The following is a 24,228-nucleotide window of genomic DNA, read 5'->3' on the forward strand; positions in this document are numbered from 1 at the left end:
ATACAGTAGGAGGATGCTATGCAATCACACTATGATGCTGAACTTAAAGACACAGTTCGGTACCTGGGGAAAGTCCTTGGCGAAACCATTCAAGCTGAATTGGGTCAAGAATGGTTAGACCGCATTGAGACCATCAGAAAAGATGGTCGTTCTTCATATCAGGGCGACGCAACCTGTAGCGAAAACCTGAAAGAAATTTTCAAAAAACTTTCAGATTCTGATCTTTTGACGGTTGGCCGGGCATTTGCACAATTCCTGACTCTGGGCAATATTGCTGAGCAGGAATACAACAGTGCGATGAGCGTAGATGCGTCGTTAGATGCGCTGTTTGAACACCTGGATAAAGCTGATCTCAATGTTGAAAACGTACAGAAAGCGGTTTCAAAACTGAAAATTGATCTGGTACTCACGGCGCACCCTACCGAGGTGACTCGCCGTACACTCATTCATAAACAGAAAGAGTTAGCACAGTGCCTGAAGCATATTCACCAGGACACCCTTGAAGATCGAGAGCGCGACCGCGTTGAAACCCGTATTGCTGATTTAATCAGTCAGGCGTGGCATACCGAAGAAATTCGTTCTGTTCGCCCTACCCCGGTTGATGAAGCGCGTTGGGGCTTCTCCGTTATCGAAAACTCGCTGTGGGAAGCCGTACCTGACTTCCTCCGTGACCTCGACGAGCGTTTGCAGTCAGACTACAAAGTCAATCTGCCTCTAGATGCCGCACCGGTTCAGTTTAGCTCCTGGATGGGTGGCGACCGTGATGGTAACCCGTTTGTAACGTCAAAAGTAACTGAACAGGTATTACTGCTGGCCCGTAAGCGTGCTGCAAAACTGTTTGCCTCTGATCTCGACCGTTTGCAGGTAGAACTGTCGATGTTCGATTGCAGCGATGCCCTGCGTGAAGCCGTTGGCGCTGATGCCAACGAACCTTATCGCTCGCTGTTGCGCCCACTGGTTCGCCGCTGTGGCGAAACCCGCGACGGTATTGCTGATTATCTGGCAGGCAAGAAAGTTGACCAAAGTACCTGGGTTCAGCACAACGATGAGCTACTTGAGCCTCTGATGCTGTGCTACGACTCATTAATCGAGTGCGGAATGCCAGTGACAGCCAATGGCTTGCTGCTCGACACTATCCGCCGGGTACAGTGTTTTGGTGTTCACCTGCTGCGTTTGGACGTACGTCAGGACTCAGAGCGCCATGCCGATGTATTCAGTGAGATTACCCGCTACCTTGGCTTAGGTGACTATGCGCAATGGAGTGAAGCAGACAAACAGGCTTTCCTGCTGCGTGAACTTAGCTCTAAGCGTCCGCTGTTCCCTGCGCAATGGGAAGCGTCTGACGACGTAAAAGAAGTGCTCGATACCTGTAAAGTTATCTCTCAGCACAGTAAAGAAGGTTTCGGTATTTACATCATTTCAATGGCCAGTGAGCCATCTGATGTCATGGCGGTTCAATTACTGTTGAAAGAATCAGGTGTAGACTGGCCAATGCCGGTAGCCCCTTTATTCGAAACCCTCGACGACCTGAATAACTCGCCTTCAGTTATGCGTAAGCTGCTGTCTATCGACTGGTATCGTGGTTACATCAAAGGCCGTCAGTATGTGATGATTGGTTACTCTGACTCTGCTAAAGATGCCGGTGCGCTGGCTGCAGGTTGGGCTCAGTACGAATCTCAGGAAGCACTGGTACAAGTTGCCGATGAATTTGAAACCACACTGACACTGTTCCACGGTCGCGGTGGTACGATTGGTCGTGGTGGTCTGCCTGCACATGCAGCTATTCATTCACAGCCTCCGGGTTCACTGGAAGGTGGCTTCCGTGTTACCGAGCAGGGTGAAACCATCCGCTATAAATTCGGTATGCCAAAACTGGCGAAGCAAAGCTTGGGTATTTACGCGTCTGCGATTATTGAAGCCATGCTGTTCCCGCCACCGGAGCCGAAGCCAGAGTGGCGTGAACTTATCATCAAGATGGCCGCTAATGGTCGTGACAACTATCGCGGAACCGTGCGCGAAGATAAAGACTTCGTACCTTACTTCCGTGTAGCCACGCCAGAGCAAGAGCTGGGCAAACTGCCGTTAGGTAGCCGTCCTTCTAAGCGTAAACCTCAGGGCGGCATTGAAAGTTTGCGTGCTATCCCGTGGATTTTCGCTTGGGCACAAACCCGTCTGGTTCTGCCCTCCTGGCTTGGCGTAATGCGCGCTATCGATTCTGTAAAGGCAGAAAGCGACGCTAAGGTCGTGGAAGAAATGTTTGCTGAATGGCCATTCTACCGTTCACGTCTGTCTATGCTGGACATGGTGTTTAACAAAGCAGATCCACGAATCAGTGAAGCTTATGACGAGCGCTTGGTACCGGATGAGCTGAAGCACTTTGGTCAGGCGCTGCGTGACGAGCTGAAAGAAAGTGTGGAATCTCTGCTGGCACTCACCGGTCAGGAAAGCATCATGGACAAAGACCCGATGGGTAAAGAGTCGATGAATATCCGTGCCGGTTACTTGCAGCCTCTGCATTATCTGCAAATCGAACTGCTAGAGCGTATTCGTGCAGCCGGTGACGACGCGCAGAATGCGGTACTAGAACGTGCCATGATGGTGACCATCGCCGGTATTGCAATCGGTATGCGCAACACCGGTTAATCCGGTCTTCGCCATAATGAACAAAGCCGTCGTGAAAACGACGGCTTTTTTGTATGTTTACATTTAAAGCATTGTCAGCAAGTGCGCTAGCTTCTCCCACTATTGCTACAAAGAGACGGACACTTCACCAATTTCCCCCTTCCCCACAGTATGTAAAGGCTGTTTCATCAACACCTCTAAATCGAGCGGGATTTTCTGATAATTCCGACCACCGTCTTCCCGCGCGACTTCCACGTTCAGTACAAGTTTAGTCTGCTTTACCGGCTGTCCTTGTTCGTCATACCCGTCCCATTGCACATGCAGCGGCTTATTCTTACGAGTTGCACCGGCGAATCCATCAATGAAGTCTTCATGGGTTCTACCTATTTTTCGCCACCACACTCTCAATTCGGTGAGCCAGCGTTGACTATCACCTCGAATTGACAGGCTTTTAATCAACTGCGCATTTTCATCGGTTAACCACACAGAAACATAAGGGCCGTGATATTCCGGCACGTTAAAGCGCGGCAACGTCACATCAATGGTTAATGGTTTAACGGCCGTGTCGTGCTGATTTTGCCAAAATGCAAAGTAACCCTCAGTAGTGTTCACCCTTCCCTTTTGATCGGTGGTCTTAACCAGTACCTCAGGCTTATCAACCAGAAAATCGTTAAGTTGCGTGGTAGAAGTGACCACGGCGAGTTGCGACACTATCGCGGCATCAAACACATTGGGTGCAACCACGTGGGAGATTAAGCCCGACGCAGGCCAACCATCACTGCTATCCAATACCCCACTTTCTGCCGCCCCAGTCACCACCTTGCGGGTAGCAGTATTTATGATGGCACCGGAAAACACCTCGTGATGTTCCATAACTGGTTTATCAAACAGCGTCCAGCCAGAAGGTGACTTGCCTTCATGGGTTATGGACGTGTTGTTTACCGTAATAGAAAATGCGCCGTCTTCGCCTACGATTTGCTGAAGATACTTGGCGATTCGGTTTGCAAGTAATGCATCTCCGATTAAACCGAAATCCCAGAACGGCGCATCTGGCATGATCTCCGGCATTAGCAGTTGCGATGGCGTATTTAACGTTACTTTGGTCACTCTAGATGCTCTTGCCAGCTTCCGCGCTTCTCGACGTTCCAGCGTGCCTTCTCCAGCCACGTACTGATGCCAATACTGATAAAGCGCACCGTTACGGCAACTCACTTTGCCTTCGGAGAGATGAAACCAATCCTCGCACTTCGCCAGGCCCTCAAATATCCATGTAGGCACATCGTGAGCGCCAGGTCGTGACAAGTCGGCTACCAGTTTACTTTGTGGTGCCAACACTTCCGCGGTGTTTTGCACCAGCTCAGCCAACGGCTGTTGCTTAACCTTTTCATAGCCGCCAACCAATTTTATGACAACGTCATAATCGGCTTGCTGAATATGAAATGTGTGTGCTGAGTTTGCGAGTGTTGCTGAGGAGTTATTTTCTGAAGTGGAGTGAGCGGCCGGGCTTGCCGCCTGTGCAGCAAAAGCTGCACAGGCACTCCAAATGAATACAATGAAGCTGCGTTTCATTAATTATTCACGCTCGCAGTTTGCGTTGCCTTATCGTCACTTTCTGTGCTTTCACGTTTAAAACAGGCGCGGGATCATCTAATGTGATGAAACCATCACCGGTGGTGTCGTAGCGACTGAAAGAGCGGAAACCAGACTGCATGTACTCGTTAAAAGTCATGTGACCGTTTTCATCTTTATCCAGCACGCCAAAACGCACGTAGGTTTGCTTTACTTGGCCGTCGTAAGTCTTTTCGTACTGTGCATCCAGACGATCTTCAAACTCGAGCACGTATTCCTGTTCTGTCAGTACACCATCGCCGTTCTCATCGGTTCGGGCGAATTGCTCATCTCTGACAGCCTGAAATTCTGCTTTATCGACTTTTTCGTCACCGTTTGTATCGTACAACCCCATGAAGCCCTCGATGTTATGGGTAGTCGGCATGCGTAACATGGGGCGTTGTTCCAATTTCGGCTTATCATCGCTGTTATCAGCTCGGCCTTCACGTACCGGATCCTGATCAGACGCCAGAACAACGCCATCTTTATCCTGATCCATAAAATCAAAGCCTCGCTCACCCACTGCATCCATTTCCGCTTTGGTGATCTGCTTGTTGTCATCCTTATCGATAGCGTTAAAGCGAATATACGTTTGTTTTACGGAAGCTTTTCGATCGGCCTGCATGCGCGCGGTCATTTTCCCTTCCCACTCGTACACATACTCATCTTCTTCCAGCGTACCATTGTGGTTGGTGTCGGTAGCGGCAAAACGTTGTCGGCGGGCATCAACAAACTCTTCCAGCGACAGCTTTTCATTTCCGTCTAAATCGTAAGTGAGAATAATGCCGCTGGCACTGTGCGGAGCGGCCATAGCCAGCTGAGAGAGCAGCGCAGTAGCGATAATTACAGAGTTAATTTTCATTGTTCGTCCTCAGAATGCTTCTAACGTAAGTGTGGTGGTGTAACTGTATACCGGCACGTCAGCACCCTTTGGTGCAGGCGCTTTTACTCGGGCCTGAAGCAGGTACAACCCTTGCGAATTCAATGATACCGACGCTTCCCCTTTGGCATTTGTGGTAAGCGTTTGGAAATCAGACTCTTCACTAAACTGGTCGTTAGCCAGATACAGCGTGACTTTTTCATTAGCTACCGGCTCGCCTTCGTAAGTTAACGTGAATGCAAACGTGTCGCCGCTAAACAAGCCATTTGGGTGAGTACTAGGTACCAACTCAAGACCTTGTCCGCTGGCTGCCAATACCGTATCAGTAGGGCCTTTTTTCGTTACATAAGTCACCGCACTGGTTACCGACTGAAAGTGCTCAGTTAATGTAGCGCCTTCTGGCAACGGCTTCTCATTGCCTCTCATGGAACCACGCTCACCATTGAGGTCGTAAACTCTGAAAATTGCTCCCATGCGCTTCCCGGTGGAGAAGCGATAAGTGCCTTCCTGTTCCATTGCCTGCTCAAGTACATTTCGCGTTTTTAAATCCACTACCGTCTCAACAGGTGACAGTTTGCCGTCTGGCATTTCAACATCGAACTTTGCATTGCTGATCGCCACTTCTGGTACGAAGAATTGCTCGGCGAACGACGCATCCAAGGTCACAGTGTCGCGGCTAACCGGTTCAAAACTCAAAGGTTTTAGATACGGAGTATGCGCTTGAGAGGCTGGGATAAAAAGCAGGCCCGCACAGACCAGCGCCAGGGAGGTTTTATTCATTTTTGTGTTTCCTGGTTGTAAAAAGTGGAGGGATCTTATTGCAAATACGAATTATTATCAATATTATCCTCATCGACTTTGGCTGACCCGTTCGGTTGTCCGTAACGTGACGTCGACTACTCACCCTTTATTTGAAGCAGTCAAAGCAAACATAAAAATCTACGAAAACAACACTACCGCATGGAGCCAATCATGACTTTCCAACGCACTGCATTATGTTTTGCAGTTACGGCGATCCTGTCAGGCAACGTTTTTGCCCAAGAAAAAGAACAACTTGCTGTTACCAAAGTAAAAAGCGAAGACGCCATTGAGTACAACAAAAATGAAACTACACTCGATGCGCAAGCTATAGCACTGGATTCCATCACAAACATCGAAGATACAGCGCGCTACATTCCTGGCGTTCAGATAAACGATACCGGCAACCGATTTGGTGATGATGGATTTAATATCCGGGGATTAGGCGGTGATGCGGTTGCAGTACTGGTTGATGGTGTCGCTCAGGGTGAAACCCTTAACCCGTCAACATTTGCCGCTTACGGTATGTTTGGCTCAAGTCGCGGCCAGGTTGAACTAGAGCACGTTAAAACGGTGACCATTTCAAAGGGGCCGGGCTCTGTGGCTATCGGTTCTGGCGCGTTAGCGGGTGCAGTGTCTTATGTCACTAACGACGCCGCCGATTTTCTGCCATTAACGGGTGATGCCACGGGCGGAAAAGTAAAAACAGGTTTCGACTCTCGTTCAAACGAGTGGCTGATGCACGGTACCGTGGCCAATCGTACTGGTAATTTTGAAAGCCTGCTGCAATATACTCGCCGTCAGAGCGATGAAACTGAAGCTCACAGCAATGGCGAAGATATTCTTGGTGCTGCGCGAGGCCAGGCTGATCCGATGGATAATACCAGCGATGCTGTCATGTTGAAGCTTGCTTACAACCTGGATGAAAATAGCCGCTTCGGTGTTGTTGTTGAAAAAACCGACCGTTCAACCGATGGTCTGCCGCTGTCGAGAGAACCGGCGGAAGGTACAACGGCAAGTTACTTCGATTTTTCCAGTTACGATGAAAACAATCGTGAACGCTACGGTGTATTTTACGAACAGGAAAATGCCAATAACCCGTTCTTCGACACAATTAAGCTTCAGGCAAATTATCAGGAATTGTATACGTCGGGTCTGACATCCTTCCTATTCAACAGTCAGGGTTCCGTAATACTGCGTCAGGAAGACCGCGAATTTGAGCAGCAGTCGACAAATTTCAATGTCGATCTCACCAAACTCATCGAAGGTGATATCAGCCACAATATTGCATACGGCCTGACTTATCAGAAAACCGAGTCAAACAATATTATGTACGATCGCCGCTACGATGGTGAAACCACCAGCGCAGCTCTACTCGATGGTTACCCTATTCTCGATCAGGCATTTGTCCCTAAATCAGATAAAACGCTAATCTCTTTTTATGCCACCGATACCATGGCTTTGAACGATGCAGTTAACCTGCACATTGGCGCGCGCTACGACAGAACAGAGTATGAGCCGGAGGTGTCTGAAAACTTCTCGGATCCTACCGGGCTAAGCGTTCAAGATGCCAGCTTCAATGCGCTGGTTGGTGAATTGGCACTGAGCTATACCGTTGCCGAGGGACATGAAATTCTGGCTAAAGTGAGCCAGGGCTACAAAGCCCCGACGCTACAGGAACTTTATTTCGGCACCAATTCTGGTGATGAGATTACTGACATTGTCACCGGCGACGTTTATCAGGATCTCGATGAGGTAGCGAATCCCGAACTAGACGCTGAACGCTCGACAAACTATGAAGTGAGCTATCAGGCAAACTTCGAACGTGGATATGTCAATATCACGGCTTTTAAAACCAATTACACCAACCGTATTCAGAGTGAAACTTTCTCCAACGCTTATAGCACTGACGTTACAACGCAATCTTGCAGCCCTTGGACAGGCGAATGTACGGTGTCGGTCGTGAGTGAAGATACTTACACTCAACCGCGTAACAGTGGCGAAATTGCCATTAAAGGTCTTGAGTTCAGCACTTTCTATATGTTGACCGACAACATTACCGCACAGTTCGCGTACTCCACCATATCCGGTGAGTATAAATCTGAATATGTACCGCTCAGTGAAGACAGCTTTGACTTCTACGACAGAGGCAACGACCTGGAGACACTGGCACCGGATGCGGCAACCTTGTCGTTAGGTTATCTGGCGACAGATCACAACTGGGGTGTAAAACTGCACGGTATGTATTCCGCCAAAATGGACAACAATGCCGACCAAAACAGTTTTGCATCGCTTAACAATGGCAGTGGCCCGTTCTTTTATCCTGGTAGCCTGACAACATTCGACCTCACCGCATTTTATCAAATCACAGATAATCTGAGACTGACGGCGGCGCTATACAACCTGACAGATAAAGAATATTACCGTTGGGGCGTAGTGAGAAACCTGCGTTCAGGTAACGGCGGATTCTTCTCAGGCGTTTCGGGTAATGGTTTCCAGCGTTTCTCAGAGCCTGGCAGAAATGGCAGCGTATATCTTACCTACGTATTCTGATAAAAAGGGTTAAACGCCCAACGACAGAGACTACTGGCCCACTTTGTGGGCCAGCTTTGCTTCAAAAAATAATAATTCGTATTATCATAACCAGATTATTCTGGTCGCCCCAGACTCCGTTTGTCCAAGTTGAGTAACATTATGCGATTTTCTCTAGGCAGCGCCCGCCAGTGGCACTGGATTTCTGCCGCAATCTGTATGGTCGGTATGCTTATGTTTGCCATCACCGGTATCACCTTAAATCATGCAGCCGATATAGATGCTGTTCCGCAACTAACCAACATAGAAAAAACGGTACCCGACGATCAACTCGCCTCACTCGATTCGTTGGAGGAAGGCCCGGTGATGCTGCCCCGCTCGCTGCGCAACTGGTTATCAGACAACGGCATCGCGCCCCCCTCAGATAAAGAAGGCGAATGGGATGGCGTGGAGCTTTACGTTTCCTGGCCCGGCCCTGGGCAAGATCACTGGCTGTCTATCGATGTAGAAATGGGCGAACTGGTTTATGAAGGCACTGACAGAGGATGGATTGCCTATTTCAACGACTTACATAAAGGCCGCAATACCGGCGGTGTGTGGTCGTGGTTCATTGATATATTCTCCGCGGTGGTGATTATCTTTACCATTACCGGTTTACAACTTTTGCTTAAGCAAGCTCCACATAAAGCCTCAACTTGGCCAGTCACCGCGCTAGGGTTACTTATTCCGGTATTCATCATGCTCGTTTTCATTCACTAGTAGATACACCAACAGGGAGTTTCCATTGTGACTGAATCACAACGTTTAATACTGGCTCTCGTGCTGGTTGCACTTTATCTGGTGTGGGTGGGATATTTATTCTGGCGTCATAAAGGCCGGTATTTATTTACTCATATCAGCGACAGTGAACTGTTAGTTGCCTACGCAAGCCAAACCGGGACTGCACAAGGTGTTGCAGAGGAACTGGCGAACAATCACCACACACAAGCCCGCCCGCTTTCCGCTATCACCTTAGAGAAGCTAGTTGAATATCAAAGGGCTATATTTGTAGTAAGTACTTACGGTCATGGAGAACCACCGGATAACGGCCGTTCATTTCTAAGACGATTAAACCAGGCTAACACCAGCTCAACCGATTTGTCGCACCTTGATTTTAATGTCATTGCATTGGGCGACAGCAAATATCCTCACTTTTGCGCGTTTGGAGAACAAATCGAAAAAGGGTTAAAAGCGCTGGGGGCAGTAGCATCAACGGCACTGGAAAAAAGGGACAGAAGTGACAGTACACTTACGCAAGATACGAGCGTGCAGACCGAATCTGAATTTGAGCAATTTACCCTGGTGAATCGCAGACAGCTTAATAACGATAGCACCCGACCATTATTTGAAATTGATTTACGACCGGCTAGTGACGCGTTTTCGTGGCACCCTGGCGACATTCTGGATATCTTGCCCGGCATTAATTCAGGCGATCAAGAGCAAGCCGCAGCCCGTAGCTACACCATCGCCTCGCTTCCTGAAGAGGGCATTGTGAAGCTCATTATCAGGCTGGTGATTAAACCGGATGGTGAATTGGGTAAAGCATCTGGCTGGGTTTCCCGTCAACTCGACATTGGATGCTCGGTTCGCGGTAAACTTCATCGGAATCCGTCTTGCTACCTTACTGAAGATGCAAAGCCTATTCTGCTGATTGGCGCAGGCAGTGGGCTCGCCGGCATTCGCTCTCAGTGGCTTCACGCGGCTAAACAGCCGTCCCGCCGCCTTTACGTCATTTATGGAGAGCGCGAGCCCGACAACGACGATGTACTTCCGAAAGTGATAGAGCCATCCATTCAACAAGCCCACGCAACAACGCTAAATCGCGTTTTTTCACGCTGTCAGGAACATCCTTCTTACGTACAGCAAAGCCTGAGCCTGCAAATGGCAAATCTGCAAGACGTGGTTGATAATGGTGGCCAGATTTATGTTTGCGGAAGCTATGCCGGAATGGGCGAAGGCATACATCACACGCTTAGCACTATGTTGGGTGAAGATACCGTCACCCAGCTTATCGATGCCCGCCGCTATCATCGCGATGTGTATTAACAAAACGATTCGTAGGGCCCGTTTTATCGATACCTAACCTGAATCACACAAAAGCCAAAAAACAAAAAGGCCGACTTAAACAGTCGGCCTTCAATAGATTTGCAATTCGTTTCGGTATTAGCCGTTTACGAATTCAACACCAATTTTGATGTCGCCACGCAGACCTTCCAGCATGTCGTCTTTCGCTTTTTGTTCGAAAGCGCTCAGCTCGCCGTAAGGCAGGATTTCTTCAACACCGTTTGCACCTAAACGTACAGGGTGTGAGAAGAATGCTGCGTCGTCGCTGTCGTCAGTTTGAACGTAGGTGTATTCAACCACGTTTTCGCCTTGCATAGCAGCAACCAGAGACAGACAGAAGCGTGCTGCAGCCTGACCCATAGACAGAGTCGCAGAACCGCCGCCAGCTTTGGCTTCAACAACCTCAGTACCCGCATTCTGGATACGAGTAGTCAGGCTAGCAACTTCTTCATCAGTGAAAGAAACACCTTCAACCTGGCTCAGCAGAGGCAGGATAGTAGTACCAGAGTGACCACCGATTACAGGAACGTGTACGCTTGATACGTCCAGGCCTTTCAGTTCAGCAACAAAAGTTTCTGCACGGATCACGTCCAGAGTAGTAACACCGAACAGTTTGTTCTTGTCGTAAACGCCTTTTGCTTTCAGCGTTTCAGCAGCGATAGCAACAGTGGTGTTTACTGGGTTAGTAATAATACCAACACAAGCAGAAGGACAGTGATCAGCAACGCCTTCGATCAGGTTCTTAACGATACCAGCATTAATGTTGAACAGGTCAGAACGGTCCATACCAGGCTTACGAGGAACACCAGCTGGAATAAGAACAACGTCACAACCGCTAAGCGCATCGCCCAGATCATCTTTACCATGACCGGTAACTTTCACCGCGGTGGGGATGTGGCTCAGGTCAACAGCAACACCAGGAACAACTGGCGCAACGTCATATAACGCTAATTCAGAACCTGCTGGCAATTGTGTTTTCAACAACAATGACAGCGCTTGACCAATACCACCGGCAGCACCTAACACGGCTACTTTCATACCATTTCTCCTATGGAATAGTTACTCGTCAAAAAAACGGAGCGTCACAGTAAATCAACGCGCGTAAAAACTCAATCACCCAATGGTCTTATGCATGCATATTGGGTATAAGCGGCAAGATTATGCATGATTTTGAATGAATATGCACAAATATTGCTTAAATGGAAAGACTACGGCACAATAATAGCGGTTTGTACCCTTAAACACCAAATATGACAGGTAAATATGGCTAATATAAAACAAGAAAAGATGATCAAAGCCTTCAAAGAAATTCTCAAAGACGAAAGTTTCGGCTCTCAAGGAGAAATCGTTGAAGCCCTGAAATCACAGGGTTTTGATAACATCAGCCAATCGAAAGTGTCACGTATGCTGAGTAAGTTTGGCGCGGTAAGAACGCGAAATGCCCGTGGTGATATGGTGTATTGTTTACCACCCGAACTTGGCATGCCTACAGCGAAAAGCCCGCTAAAACAGCTCGTGCTCGATATTGTACACAATAACGTGATGGTCATCATTCGAACCAGCCCGGGAGCGGCTCAGCTTATCGCAAGACTGCTGGACTCACTCAGCCAGAAAGACGGCGTGCTGGGCACCATTGCTGGTGACGACACCATTTTCATCGCGCCAGCCGATGTTACCCAAATTGAAGATCTCAGACAGCGAGTAGAAAACCTGTTCGATAACGTTTGATGAGCTTCACTACGTTAGCGTAATGACAAAAAGCACCATCTCCGGTGCTTTTTTGTTGCCCACTACTTCTTATTCGTGAAGACGCTAGGCATTTATTAGATTCATCCTATTTTTTTGACATTTTATCTGCTGCAAAACCGACGTTAACCCAGCCTTAACCCACCTTGTCGATACACTCGGCTCCATCAGACTGACGAAACCCCAAGATGTCGTCGGTCCCGGATTTAGACAAGGAACCTGCCATGAAAATCGCCGCAACACTCTGTGTTATAACCAGCTTGCTTACCCTTTCAGCTTGTAGTGACACCACACAAAGTCAACGTTCTGCGCCCCGCGCCACCGCCGTTAGCGCAATTACGATAGCCGCACAAACATTCCCAATTACCCGCACGCTGCAAGGTCGGGTTGTTGCACAACAAACCGCTCAGATTAGGCCACAGGTGGGCGGAGTACTCGAACAGCGTTTGTTTGAAGAAGGCAGTTTTGTAGAAAAAGGACAACTACTCTATCAGATTGACGATTCGACCTATCGCGCCAGCGTGAACGAAGCAAAAGCAGACTTGGTAAGCGCCAAAGCGTCTGTGGAGTCAACCCGGCTTATTGATGAGCGCTACCAGAACTTATTAAAAATAGAAGGCATTTCCCAACAGGATGCCGATAACGCCCATGCGGACTATCTGGTCGCGCAGGCCTCACTGGCGAAAGCCCAGGCAGCGCTGGATTCTGCCAACGTTAATCTTGCTTTCACCCGTATCACTGCCCCCATCAGTGGCCGTACGGGCATTTCTAATGTGACCGAAGGCGCATTACTGACTCAGGGGCAGGACACGGCGTTAACCACCATTCGCAAGCTCGACCCGATTTATATTGATATGACCGAAACCAGCGAAGGTGTACTTGCCCGCCGCGCCATGATGCAGCGGGATGGCGTAACATCTGGCTCCCGGGACGTGGTCGCCATGCTGGAAAACGATACCGAATATGACGAAACCGGATCTTTTACCATGCATGAAGTGGCTGTTGATGAAGCCACCGGCTCTATTACCTTGCGGGCAACGTTTCCTAATCCGGACGGCATTCTCATGCCTGGCATGTTTATCCGCACCAAAGTCACCGTGGCGGTAGACGAAAACGCGATTCTTGTACCCCAGCAAGCCGTGCAGTTTGACAATAAAGGCAATGCTTTTGCTTGGGTAGCTTCCGGGAATAAAGCAGTGAAAAGGCCGCTGACATTGCAGGAAGCCACCGGTAATAAATGGCTGACTGAGTCCGGCATCAAGGCCGGTGAAAAAGTGATAGTGGAAGGCATCGACGGTTTACAGGACGGTACAGACATCACCGTTACTGAAGTCACGCTGAACGAAGATGGCAGAGTGGCAGCGCCGAAAGCGAAAAATCAGGGAGGAAATGAGTAATGTTCGCCCGATTCTTCATCGACAGACCGGTTTTTGCCTGGGTCATTGCGATTATCATCATGCTTACGGGCGCTGCCTCTATCATGTCAATGCCAATTTCCCAGTATCCCGATATTGCACCTCCCACGGTCAATATCAGTGCAACTTATACCGGCGCTGACGCCGAAACAGTGGAAAACAGCGTTACACAGGTACTGGAACAGCAGCTTACTGGTCTTGACGGATTGTTGTATTTTTCTTCTACCAGTTCATCTGCCGGCAGTGCCAGCATCTCACTGACTTTTGAACAAGGAACAGACGCCGATTACGCGCAGGTCCAGGTTCAGAACAAAGTACAGCAAGTGAATTCCCGACTCCCCTCCTCTGTCCAATCACAAGGGGTCACGGTCACCAAATCTCAATCTGACATGCTATTAATTGCTTCCGTCTATGACGATTCCGATACTGACTCCGTGTTCGATATTTCAGACTATATTGCGTCGAACATGCAGGACACCATCGCGCGGGTAAGTGGTGTGGGTAATATTCGTGTATTCGGTTCGCAATACGCAATGCGGATCTGGCTGGACCCGGGCAAACTCGCGGGCTACGAGCTGATGCCTTCGGATATCACTTCAGCACTGGAAGCCCAGAATGTACAGGTGCCGGCAGGAAGTATTGGCGCGATGCCTTCAAATAATGAACAGGAACTGAATGCTACCGTCACCGCGCAGTCCATGTTGCAAACTGTAGATGATTTTAAAAATATCGTCATCAAGTCAGATTATGCCGGTACCGATGTCCGCCTTTCTCAGGTGGCGCGGGTAGAAATGGGCAGCGAAACATACAGTTCCGTTCCACGCATGGACGGTCATCCGGCATCCGGTATTGCTATCATGCTGGCTCCGGGAGCAAACGCAATGGACACCTCTGAGCAGGTTAAGTCGGTGTTAGCTGATCTGCAGAACAATTTTCCAGATAACTACAAATTGGCATTTCCCAAAGATGTCACCCCGTTTATCAAACTTTCCATACTGGAGGTCGTCGAGACCCTGCTTATTGCTATCGTTTTGGTAGTACTGGTGATGTGGCTGTTTCTGCAAAATTGGCGGGCTACTATCATCCCCACAATTTCTGTACCTGTGGTATTACTTGGTACTTTCGGAGTCCTGAGCCTCTTTGGCTACTCCATCAATACGCTGACCATGTTTGGCATGGTGTTATCCATCGGTTTATTGGTTGATGATGCTATTGTTGTCATCGAGAATGTTGAGCGGGTAATGAATGATGAAGGCCTGCCTCCCCGCGAAGCAACAATCAAGTCCATGGGTGAAATTACTTCTGCACTGGTTGGTATCGCTGTGGTACTAAGTGCGGTATTCCTGCCCATGGCATTTTTTGGAGGTTCAACGGGAGTAATCTATCGTCAATTCTCCATAACAGTAATTTCTTCCATGCTGCTTTCAGTGCTGGTAGCACTGACGCTCACACCTATGCTTTGTGCCACCATTTTAAAACCCACAGGCTCAACGCACAGCACCGGAGGCTTTTTCGGCTGGTTCAACCGTGCTTTTGATAGCACGACTCAGCGCTACACCGCGCAAACTAACAAAGTTATTCAGCACCCCAAACGCTGGGTTGCTGTGTACTTGTGTATCGTGGCGGCCATGGGCTATTTAATGATGTCATTGCCAACCAGCTTTCTACCGGAAGAGGATCAGGGTGACGTTATGATGATGGTGAACTTACCTACTGGCGCGTCTATTGAACGCACAAAGGCGGTGGCAGAACAAATTCAGCAATACATTAACGACAACGAATCCGATCTCGTAGATCATACCTTCACGATTTCAGGTTTCAGTTTTTCAGGGAATGGTCAAAACACTGCCATGGGCTTCTTATCGCTGAAAGACTGGAGTGAGCGAGAGAATGACAGTCAAGGGGCAAGGGAAATCGCAAACCGGTTGATGATGAACCTGTCGGGTATTAAGGATGGCACCGTCATCGCCATGTTGCCTCCTACTATTCATGGCCTTGGTCAAAGTAATGGTTTTACCTTCGAGCTCCAGGCCACTGCAGGAACGACCCGGGAAGAACTCACTGACATTAAAAATCAGATCCTTCAAAAGGCCAGAAGTAGTCAGCTCCTGACCAGCGTCCGGGAGGGTACGCTGAGCGATACACCGCAACTGGATATTGATATCGATAACGAGAAAGCACTGGCGATGGGTTTAAGTCTGCCTGACGTCGCCGACACACTTACTACCGCCTGGGCTGGCAGCTATGTGAATGATTTCATCGATGATGGTCGGGTAAAAAAGGTGTATGTCGAAGGAGATAACACTTTTCGTTCCAGTCCGGACGATCTGCGTCAATGGTATGTACGCGGTACGAACAGTGACGGTGACAGCACGATGACGCCATTCTCTGCATTTTCCACTGCCAGCTGGTCTCAAATGCCCCAGACACTCAGCCGGTTCAATGGCCTGGCATCTTTTGAAATTCAGGGAAGTGCCGCTGACGGTGTAAGTTCAGGCGAAGCCATGGATGAATTGGAAAAGCTTGCTCAGGAAATTGGTGGTAATAAAATCTCTTACGCTTGGTCAGGTTTGTCTTACCAGGAAAAACTGTCCGGTGGCCAGACCGGATACCTGTATGCTGTATCAATACTGGTTGTATTCCTGTCGCTGGCAGCACTGTATGAAAGCTGGTCTATCCCGTCATCTGTGATGCTTGTTATTCCGCTCGGCGTAATCGGAGCTGCGCTGGCCGCTACGTTCCGGGGCCTGGAGAACGACGTGTATTTTCAGGTAGCGCTACTGACCACCATCGGCCTGTCAGCAAAAAATGCCATTCTGATTGTTGAATTTGCCGAGGCAGGTTATCAACAAGGAAAATCCGCCACTAAAGCAGCCGCAGAGGCGGCCAACCTGCGCCTTCGCCCAATCATTATGACGTCGCTGGCATTTATATTCGGTATTCTGCCCCTGGCAGTAGCCAGTGGCGCAGGAGCAAACAGTCGGATATCCATAGGAACAGGTATCTTGGGCGGTACGCTAACCGCGACTTTGCTGGCCATATTCTTCATTCCCATGTTTTTCGTACTGGTAAGAACCGCGTTTCCGGCCAGAAAGCCCGTCTATGACACTGCTGCGGATAAGGAGTAATCAATGCAACCTACACGTCATTTTAGCAAGTTATCTCTGTGCGCCGTCGTTGTCGCCCTGTCGCTGAGCGGGTGTGCAACTCTGGCGCCGGACTATGAGCGCCCTGCATCACCGGTGCCCGCTGAGTGGCCAACAGGCGAGGCTTACACAGATACAACGAAGGTTGATCAAACTTCGATGCAGGACGCTGACACCAAGGAAGACAACGCCATTTTACAGCTGCCCTGGCAGTCGTTCATTACTGACGACAGAATGCAGAAAGTGATTCAGACGGCACTGGATAACAACCGCGATTTGCGACAAACCCTTGCAGATGTAGAGGCAGCAAGAGCCACCTATCGCATTCAGCGGGCTGAATTGTTTCCTACTGTTAATGCAAGTTTAACCGGTACGCGGGCGAAATCGTCAGACGGTTCTGTAAGTACCAGTTATGAAGCGGATGCTGGCTTAAGCGGATATGAAATTGATCTTTTCGGCAAGAACCAGAGTGCAACAGAAGCCGATAAGCAAAGTTGGCTTTATTCTGTGGAGACCGCTAGAGCGGCAAAGATCACGCTGATTGCCGAAACCGCCAATGCCTGGCTGACACTAGCGTCGGACCAAAGCTTACTGAAGCTGGCAGAAGAAACCGCAGAAAACGCGCAGAAAGCCATGGAGATCACCCGCCGCCGTAATGAACTGGGCGTGGACTCAAAAGTCGATGTACTGGATGCGCAAACCACCTATCACACCGCAATGGCAGATATTGCCAGTTATACTACGCAGGTCGCGCAGGATATTAATGCCCTCATGTTGCTTGCAGGCAGTGGCGTAGACAAGCAATGGTTGCCTGATGGCCTGCCAGAAAGCGATGATTTCATCAGCGTGATCCCGGCAGGGTTAACTTCAGACATTCTGCTTAACAGACCAGATATTCTGGCCGCTGAGCATAACCTTAAATCGGCCAATGCAGATATCGGCGCCGCCAGAGCAAACTACTTCCCGTCTATTACGCTAACCGCTACCGGAGGGCTGGCCAGTAATGTGCTTGCTGACATTTTTACCGGTGGTGCTTCCACCATCTGGAGCCTTATCCCTTCTGTTTCGGTGCCCATTTTCACCGGTGGCGCCAACGATGCACAACTTGATTACGCCAAGGCAAACCGGGACAAAATGGTTGCCGCCTATGAGTACAGCATCCAAACCGCATTTTCTGACGTGGCAGATGCGCTGGCAAGACGGGGCACCATTGCCCGTCAGCTTGGCGCGCAGCAGGATTTAGTCGATGTAGCATCAGACAGTTACCATCTGTCACTGGCCCGCTATGAAAATGGTGTGAACAGTTTTCAGGATGCCCTCACCTCACAACGCACTCTTTACAGTGCTCAGCAGTCACTGATTTCTACGCAGCTAATTGATTTAAGTAACCGCATTACTCTTTACCGGGTGATGGGTGGTGGTTTAGGTGACTTCGATGATGGCAGTGCAGAAACTGCCGGTGAGTAACAACTGAGGCTTGTTGTTTTTACGTGTATAAAAAAACCGCCGTAGAGACGGCGGTTTTTGTGCTTTATCTAAGTCAACTTAGAAGGTGTAGCGAACACCAATACGCATGAACCACAAAGAAGAATCCTGATTGATACGCTGACCTTGGTCACCATCGAAGTTGGTGTACAGGTAAGTGCCATCGTCAAGCAGTGATGCATCAACAACAGGGTTGTTGTATTCGAAGTTAACCTGACGGTATACACCCCACTCATCATTCAACAGGTTGCCCAGGTTTCTGATGTTGAAGAAGATTTCGCCTTTGTGACCATCCATCAGCCCAGGAACTTCCTGAGTGAATTTAAAGTCAACGCGAGACCACCAGTCAGAGTTTTGCTCGTTACGGTCTTGGATACGACCACGCTCTAAGCCATTCTCAGCAACGAATGCGTTGAATGCTTCCAGGTCGAAACCTTCACCGTAAGATACGATTGGATCGTTCTCCAGTGGAACGTACAGCAGGCTGCGGTCTTCCCAAGGCGTTTGGTCACCAAAACCTGGATCGTAGTCGAAGTTATAGCTGTAAGGCTTACCTGCTACGCGTTGAGCGAAGATGGTGAAACGAGAAGCATAACCTTCAAACAACTCAGTAGAGTAAGTCAGGTTCAATACGAAACGGTGCTTAGTTTCGTAGTTACTGGTTGCTACGCCTGGTTCGTTGTAATCAACAACAGACTGGTTACCGTAGTTAGAAGAAGCTGTTGAACTGGTCATTGGGCTACCTTCTTCTGCATCAGTGTATGCATACGAGAAGTTAGTGCTCAGACCAAACTCGAAGTCTTTCTTCACGAAGAATGAACCAACAAAGCTATCGCCATCTTCATCTGAGTTAGTCAGCAGGAAGTCTGTTGCAGAACGGCTGCTACAATCAGCAGAATTTACATCAGCAATACATGCTGGGTCCAGCATGTCGGCATTGGTGTAGATGATACGACCATCAGCACTACGCTCACCGGTATCGATAGCGTTAAGCGCGATAGTTTTCGCAGTGTTCTTCAGCTTAGAGTAGATTACGTCAGCACCAACAAGTACTTCATAACCCAGTTCTTTTTGAACACCTACGTTAAATTTCCAAACGCTTGGTACTTCGAAATCAGGGTCTAATGCATTTACAGCACCGTCACCACCTACCAGTTGCGTTTCTAAGTAGCCAGGAACTTCGTAACCGAAGTTAGCAGTGTTAGAAGCGTCAAGAGCGGCCAATTCCGCCGCAGTATTACCTTCACCACGAGTTACGGTAGTAGACAGAATGCGCATACCATCGTTTGAATAGTTGTTAGACAACCAAACATTTGGGTTACCGCCAGCGAACAGACCGACACCACCGTATACAAAGGTAGAGTCGTCAACGTTATAGTTGAAGTTGAAACGCGGTTGCAACAGGTCGAAATCAGGCTTGGTACCGTTAGTGAAACCGTAGCGCTGTTCAAAACGGCTGTTAGCGTCTGGCGCATCATCACTAGACCAGCTGTCGTAACGCAGACCAAAGGTAACAGACAGATCAGGTGTTACGTACCACTTGTCTTGTAGGTAAACAGCCATGTTCTCGAATGTGAAAGACGCAGCTGCATCGTTCGTGTCAAGTGAACCAGGGATGCTCCACTCGATTTCTTGAGCCAGGCCAGCTTCAAAGTCTTCAAGAGTAGCAAATGTGAACAGACCTTCTGAACCAGGGTTAAACAGGTTAAATACGTCTGTTGAACCGTATTCGATACCACCAAGAATGGTGTGATCGCCAGTGTAGTAAGTACCTGCAAATTTCGCGCTGGTTGTGTCGTAGTTCAGAACGTTAGACTGACGATATTCGTCTGCACCGAAGTGAACTTCGTAACCATTTACGTCTTCAATCAGGAACTCACCAAAGTCTGGGTTGTCAGTGAATGAACGCTGACCATTTTTAATCTTCAGGTGACCTAAACGCATTTCAGTTTCGAAATCGTTAGTCCAAGTAGAGAACAACTGTGCAGACCAAGTAGTCAGTTCGTTACCGCGCTGATAGAAGTGGTCAGTAAATGCGTAACCGTAAGAACCAGAGTCAGTAGTAGAAACGGTATTACCGTCTGTGTTCTGGTAAGTCAGTGATGCACGGTGGTCATCATTGATGATCCAGTCCAGTTTCAGAAGTACTTTTTCTTCTTTCTCAGCACCAGAGCTAGCGATTGGACCTACAGTGTAACCGTATTGGTTCTGAGCAATAGAAGCGATTTGCTCCAGAGTTGCGGTAGTCAAACCGTTCAGAGGGTTAGCGAAATTACCGTCTTCAGGGCCAAACTCAAAAATTTCGGTTGGGTCGTGCTTTTCGTAAGCACCGAAGAAGAACAGTTGATCTTTAAGAATAGGCAGACCAAGCGTTACACCGTAACGGCTTTCGTCATAATCAGGAACGTCAATGTCACTACCGTCAATGCTGTCGCCTTGCATGCTGTCGCTAGTGTAATCGTAGAACACGCTACCGTGAATCTCATTGGTACCAGAACGGGTAACAGCGTTGATTGCACAACCTGTGAAACCACCGTACTCAACGTCAAACGGAGCAAGCTCAACAGAAACTTGATCGATTGCATCGAATGGGAAAGGTAGACGCTCAGTAGGGTAACCGTTGCTGTTCAGACCGAAGTTATCGTTCTGTTGAACACCATCAACACTCAGGCTGTTGAAGCGGTTGTTTGCACCACCACACTGAATAGCGTTGGAGTTTGTTTGGTCGATAGTGATACGTGGGTCAAGTGCCACGATATCTTTAATATCACGGTCAACTGTTGGTTGTGCTTGCAAGTCTTCAGCAGAGAAGAAAGAAGCAGGACCGCTGGTTTCAGTCATCATGGCAGAAGCACGGCCAGTAACTGTGATTTGCTCAACGTCTGTAGAGTTTTCTAATTTAACCGTAAGGTTAAGAGGCTCACCCAGGTTCAGGAAAACATCTTCAATGATGCGCGAACCTTGTGCATCTTCAACTTTCAGAATGTAAGGACCACCAACACGAAGACCACGAGTGTTAAATACACCGTCGGAATTACTAGTTAGTGTTTTTACAGATCCCGTACGGGTATCAAATAAGGTAATAGTTGCGCCGCTTACAGATTGACCTGAAGCAGATACAACCGTACCGCTGATACCAGATGATGTTTCCTGAGCCATTGCTGCTGTGGATAAACCAACAGACATCGCCACGGCCAAAGCTACACGATTTAGCTTAGACTTGTTAAACATGTGTGTGTTTCCCTATCGTAATAAAAATGTACCTGAACGTTGGCTAATTATTGTTGTCCAACATTACGAGATAACTTCTCCCCGCGATTTTGAGCATTCATAATGTCAGAAATGTGACATTGTTTGGTAATTTTTTGCCCGAAATTCACGCAATCCTCTTAAAATCAGAACATATTCCCAGGCTGACTGCCTTGTTTATAATGAGCTGATTTTAGAAATTCTATCTAGTCCTAGTTTTGCAGATACTTGCCAATTCCAAAGATAAGGAAAATGACCAGCCATCCTTGCGAATGGCTGGACTAAGTTTCTGACGCCAGGTGACCATAATTCTGACCACATTGGCTGCTACGGGTCGGCTTCTTTTAGTAATGGTGTGCGCCCGCATTGTGACTATGACCCAGGAAAAGTCATGCACTTTGGATAATTGACTTTTCCTGAGGTCAGAATCAACAAACGGTAACAACATCAAAACAGAAAAAAATGTTATTACCGGCATAGACTGATAACCGGCAGCAATTCTTATCGAGTTTTATTTCAGCTTTATGACAGTGGAGAAAAGATATTCAATTCTAACGCACTGACTATACTGATTTTTTTATTATTTTTCCGAACACTTGGTCTGGAAAATTTACGCAAAAGCCCGAGAACTAACTGCATGCTGTCAGCTAGGCTTATTCAACGATTAAATTGGTTAGATAAACACCGTTTATTGGAATTCAGCTTTATTGATTAAAAAACCAATAAATACAAAACCTTACCCAACTAAAATAAACTTACCTATTGCATTAAATAAGCTTAACTGGTGAAATCCCCTCATTAAATAAGGCTACGTAACTTAAATCCGTTGAGCAGTTTTTCATTTCTACGCCAATTTCGCACGTCACTAACAATACTCATTGCAGTTTGTTGCGTTGTGGTGGGATTTTTTCAAAGATATGAAGAATTTCCTGAGATTTCTCCGCAAACTGGTGAAATTATACGCTGCAATGAACGCCTTTCTATTAATGGCGATGACTTCGACGTGTATCTCACTGAGCAAACATTCTCGGAGAGTATATTAACAGCCCTATGCACAAACTCAGTGATAAAGCGACAGTTCGGCGATGTGAAAATCACCGTTGGGCAAAATGACTACGACACTTTTCGTTATATAAATCATGGCGTTAGTGATTTAGCGCTGGTAAAGAACAATGTGGTGAATGCGTTCGGCGCCAGTGAAATATACGGTTACCAAGAGCTAGCCTCCCATCCCGACTACACCGCTTACTTCATAGCGTTGCGAGAAAAGCCCGAGCTTTCTAAAGAGTATTTATTAGGAAAACGTATCGGTATTCTCGATTATCCCAGCAGCCGCTCCGGGCATATTGTTCCTAAAACCGTACTCAAATCACTCGATTTAAACGACAATAATGTCAGCCTTCACTATTACAGCTCGCACAAAGAATTACGCCGTGGTTTGTTATCTGGGGAAGTCGATATCATTTCTTCTTATTGGGATAAGAATGATGCTGAGACGCTGTCGAAAAGCTACATTACTGCGCTTGAAAGCAGTGTCAGTGGGATGCGTTGGTACCTCAAAATGCAAACCCGCAACACCGACTTAAAATGTGCCGTTCAGAATATTATTAAGGAAGTGGCTGCGACACAAACTAAAAAGTACTACCAACAAGTAGATATAAAGGAGCCATGTGCTGATGCAAACGCTCAGTGAAATGACCGCATCCCAATGGAGTAAAGCGGCCGCGGTTGCTTTATTACTGTTTGCACTGTTTCAAACTTTTATAATGCTGGGCCAGACCGTTGGCGCCTATACTGAGCGTCACAATGCCCTTGATCGGATTGAGCGTCGGGTAAGCCTCGACCTCGGCTACCTGGATGTGGGCAATCAAACACTCAACACGCCGGTAAACGATGCCGCTGTTCTGCGCTACTTATCAAGAATTAACGGCTATCTCTACGAACAAGACTATCCCCTTTATCTTAATCAGATTCAGCATGTCAGTATAGATAATCAAACGGGTCACGAATGGTCATCGACCATGTTGATGAAACTGCAGACAGCCGAGCAGCAAATCATAATCGGCCTCACTATGAAGCCTTTATACGCTTCGGTAAGCCTGCACCCGTTAGCGATTCTAGCGGCGTTAATAATGGCCCCCATACTCGTGGGCGTTAAGCCAAGAACGCGAAGCAAAAAAGCGGCCCTGAAGGATATTCCACCGCCGCCCGAACCGAAGTTAATTATTGATTTAAATACAAAATCAATTGGCAATGGAGTGGATGGCCGGGCCATTCTTATGCAAAACAAGCCGTTTTGCTTCTACACCGCTTTAGTGCGTTACTGCATTGAAAACCCCGATGCCAACCTGCCTCAGAACAAAGATGTTCCTCAGGAACTGATCAATCTCGCTAATCGCGTTTTCTTACGTCTGATCGAGTTGGGGCATACCAAACGTAAAAAACCCGACTTTAATGCCAATCTCGATAAAACCTTAAGTGAAATACGAGCAGCATTAGACGAAACCTTCGAGCCGTTCCTTGCTGAGAAGGAAAAGTATTACCCGCCTAGAGCACAGGGCGAAGGCTCTCGTTCTAAGCAGCATTCTTTTGCGTTACCGCCGATTACTGAAGAGGACATTATTGTTATCGGAAAATAGTTAAC

Annotated in this window: 15 protein-coding genes; 10 read left to right on the forward strand and 5 right to left on the reverse strand. The window is 48.1% G+C overall.

Annotation, left to right across the window (positions count from 1 at the left end; all coding sequences use genetic code 11):
* Positions 1–18: 18 nt before the first annotated feature.
* Positions 19–2,643, forward strand: a complete 2,625-nt coding sequence (gene ppc / locus ACXAFQ_RS11175; RefSeq protein WP_474821706.1) for a phosphoenolpyruvate carboxylase — start codon at positions 19–21, stop codon at positions 2,641–2,643.
* A 105-nt stretch (positions 2,644–2,748) separates the two neighbouring features.
* On the opposite strand, the gene ACXAFQ_RS11180 is transcribed toward ppc, so the two are convergent.
* Genes ACXAFQ_RS11180 through ACXAFQ_RS11190 form a run of 3 tightly spaced genes read right to left on the reverse strand, consistent with a single transcriptional unit; the run spans position 2,749 to position 5,890 of the window.
* Positions 2,749–4,191: a DUF2271 domain-containing protein gene (locus ACXAFQ_RS11180; protein ID WP_474821709.1), complete on the reverse strand. Its 1,443-nt coding sequence runs from the start codon at positions 4,189–4,191 to the stop codon at positions 2,749–2,751.
* 7 nt (positions 4,192–4,198) lie between these two features.
* A complete protein-coding gene (locus ACXAFQ_RS11185; RefSeq protein ID WP_474821713.1) occupies positions 4,199–5,092 on the reverse strand; it encodes a calcium-binding protein in 894 nt (297 codons plus the stop codon).
* A 9-nt stretch (positions 5,093–5,101) separates the two neighbouring features.
* Complete coding sequence (locus ACXAFQ_RS11190; protein ID WP_474821716.1) at positions 5,102–5,890, reverse strand: DUF4198 domain-containing protein; 789 nt, start codon at positions 5,888–5,890, stop codon at positions 5,102–5,104.
* 192 nt (positions 5,891–6,082) lie between these two features.
* Here ACXAFQ_RS11190 and ACXAFQ_RS11195 point away from each other — a divergent pair, with 192 nt between their 5' ends.
* The 3 genes from ACXAFQ_RS11195 (at position 6,083) to ACXAFQ_RS11205 (ending at position 10,525) form a co-directional block, all read left to right on the forward strand.
* A complete protein-coding gene (locus ACXAFQ_RS11195; RefSeq protein ID WP_474821718.1) occupies positions 6,083–8,461 on the forward strand; it encodes a TonB-dependent hemoglobin/transferrin/lactoferrin family receptor in 2,379 nt (792 codons plus the stop codon).
* A gap of 141 nt (positions 8,462–8,602) precedes the next feature.
* Positions 8,603–9,199: a PepSY-associated TM helix domain-containing protein gene (locus ACXAFQ_RS11200; protein WP_474821722.1), complete on the forward strand. Its 597-nt coding sequence runs from the start codon at positions 8,603–8,605 to the stop codon at positions 9,197–9,199.
* A 27-nt stretch (positions 9,200–9,226) separates the two neighbouring features.
* Positions 9,227–10,525 (forward strand): NADPH cytochrome P450 oxidoreductase family protein, encoded by a 1,299-nt coding sequence (locus ACXAFQ_RS11205; protein ID WP_474821726.1) that lies wholly within the window; start codon positions 9,227–9,229, stop codon positions 10,523–10,525.
* Between the two features lie 117 nt (positions 10,526–10,642).
* On the opposite strand, the gene mdh is transcribed toward ACXAFQ_RS11205, so the two are convergent.
* Entirely contained in the window at positions 10,643–11,581 is a 939-nt protein-coding gene (gene mdh, locus ACXAFQ_RS11210; protein WP_474821729.1) for a malate dehydrogenase, read from the reverse strand.
* Between the two features lie 225 nt (positions 11,582–11,806).
* Here mdh and argR point away from each other — a divergent pair, with 225 nt between their 5' ends.
* The 4 genes from argR to ACXAFQ_RS11230 all read left to right on the forward strand — a co-directional run bounded on the left by argR (position 11,807) and on the right by ACXAFQ_RS11230 (position 18,317).
* Positions 11,807–12,271: a transcriptional regulator ArgR gene (gene argR, locus ACXAFQ_RS11215; protein ID WP_070125469.1), complete on the forward strand. Its 465-nt coding sequence runs from the start codon at positions 11,807–11,809 to the stop codon at positions 12,269–12,271.
* Positions 12,272–12,513: 242 nt separating this feature from the next.
* Complete coding sequence (locus ACXAFQ_RS11220; RefSeq protein ID WP_474821734.1) at positions 12,514–13,686, forward strand: efflux RND transporter periplasmic adaptor subunit; 1,173 nt, start codon at positions 12,514–12,516, stop codon at positions 13,684–13,686.
* Positions 13,686–16,832 carry an efflux RND transporter permease subunit gene (locus ACXAFQ_RS11225; RefSeq protein WP_474821736.1) on the forward strand — a complete coding sequence of 1,049 codons (3,147 nt, stop codon included), beginning with the start codon at positions 13,686–13,688 and terminating at the stop codon, positions 16,830–16,832. The genes ACXAFQ_RS11220 and ACXAFQ_RS11225 overlap by 1 nt, the downstream gene beginning before the upstream one ends.
* A gap of 3 nt (positions 16,833–16,835) precedes the next feature.
* Complete coding sequence (locus ACXAFQ_RS11230) at positions 16,836–18,317, forward strand: efflux transporter outer membrane subunit (protein ID WP_474821740.1); 1,482 nt, start codon at positions 16,836–16,838, stop codon at positions 18,315–18,317.
* Between the two features lie 78 nt (positions 18,318–18,395).
* On the opposite strand, the gene ACXAFQ_RS11235 is transcribed toward ACXAFQ_RS11230, so the two are convergent.
* On the reverse strand, positions 18,396–21,566 hold the full coding sequence (locus ACXAFQ_RS11235) for a TonB-dependent receptor (RefSeq protein ID WP_474821743.1): 3,171 nt from the start codon (positions 21,564–21,566) through the stop codon (positions 18,396–18,398).
* Between the two features lie 913 nt (positions 21,567–22,479).
* On the opposite strand from ACXAFQ_RS11235, the gene ACXAFQ_RS11240 reads away from it, so the two are divergent.
* Complete coding sequence (locus ACXAFQ_RS11240) at positions 22,480–23,277, forward strand: type 2 periplasmic-binding domain-containing protein (protein ID WP_474821745.1); 798 nt, start codon at positions 22,480–22,482, stop codon at positions 23,275–23,277.
* Positions 23,261–24,223, forward strand: a complete 963-nt coding sequence (locus ACXAFQ_RS11245; RefSeq protein ID WP_474821747.1) for a hypothetical protein — start codon at positions 23,261–23,263, stop codon at positions 24,221–24,223. Before ACXAFQ_RS11240 ends, ACXAFQ_RS11245 begins: the two co-directional genes overlap by 17 nt.
* Positions 24,224–24,228 lie beyond the last annotated feature (5 nt).

The organism is Alteromonas sp. ABH2_165 (genome assembly GCF_056159945.1).

Excerpts from the sequence above, each read along its gene's own strand:
- ACXAFQ_RS11200 (WP_474821722.1), top strand. The coding sequence starts at position 8,603 with ATGCGATTTTCTCTAGGCAGCGCCCGCCAGTGGCACTGGATTTCTGCC.
- ACXAFQ_RS11220 (WP_474821734.1), top strand. The coding sequence starts at position 12,514 with ATGAAAATCGCCGCAACACTCTGTGTTATAACCAGCTTGCTTACCCTT.
- ACXAFQ_RS11230 (WP_474821740.1), top strand. The coding sequence starts at position 16,836 with ATGCAACCTACACGTCATTTTAGCAAGTTATCTCTGTGCGCCGTCGTT.
- ppc (WP_474821706.1), top strand. The coding sequence starts at position 19 with ATGCAATCACACTATGATGCTGAACTTAAAGACACAGTTCGGTACCTG.
- ACXAFQ_RS11235 (WP_474821743.1), bottom strand. The coding sequence starts at position 21,566 with ATGTTTAACAAGTCTAAGCTAAATCGTGTAGCTTTGGCCGTGGCGATG.
- ACXAFQ_RS11245 (WP_474821747.1), top strand. The coding sequence starts at position 23,261 with ATGCAAACGCTCAGTGAAATGACCGCATCCCAATGGAGTAAAGCGGCC.
- mdh (WP_474821729.1), bottom strand. The coding sequence starts at position 11,581 with ATGAAAGTAGCCGTGTTAGGTGCTGCCGGTGGTATTGGTCAAGCGCTG.
- ACXAFQ_RS11185 (WP_474821713.1), bottom strand. The coding sequence starts at position 5,092 with ATGAAAATTAACTCTGTAATTATCGCTACTGCGCTGCTCTCTCAGCTG.
- ACXAFQ_RS11190 (WP_474821716.1), bottom strand. The coding sequence starts at position 5,890 with ATGAATAAAACCTCCCTGGCGCTGGTCTGTGCGGGCCTGCTTTTTATC.
- ACXAFQ_RS11225 (WP_474821736.1), top strand. The coding sequence starts at position 13,686 with ATGTTCGCCCGATTCTTCATCGACAGACCGGTTTTTGCCTGGGTCATT.
- ACXAFQ_RS11195 (WP_474821718.1), top strand. The coding sequence starts at position 6,083 with ATGACTTTCCAACGCACTGCATTATGTTTTGCAGTTACGGCGATCCTG.
- ACXAFQ_RS11180 (WP_474821709.1), bottom strand. The coding sequence starts at position 4,191 with ATGAAACGCAGCTTCATTGTATTCATTTGGAGTGCCTGTGCAGCTTTT.
- argR (WP_070125469.1), top strand. The coding sequence starts at position 11,807 with ATGGCTAATATAAAACAAGAAAAGATGATCAAAGCCTTCAAAGAAATT.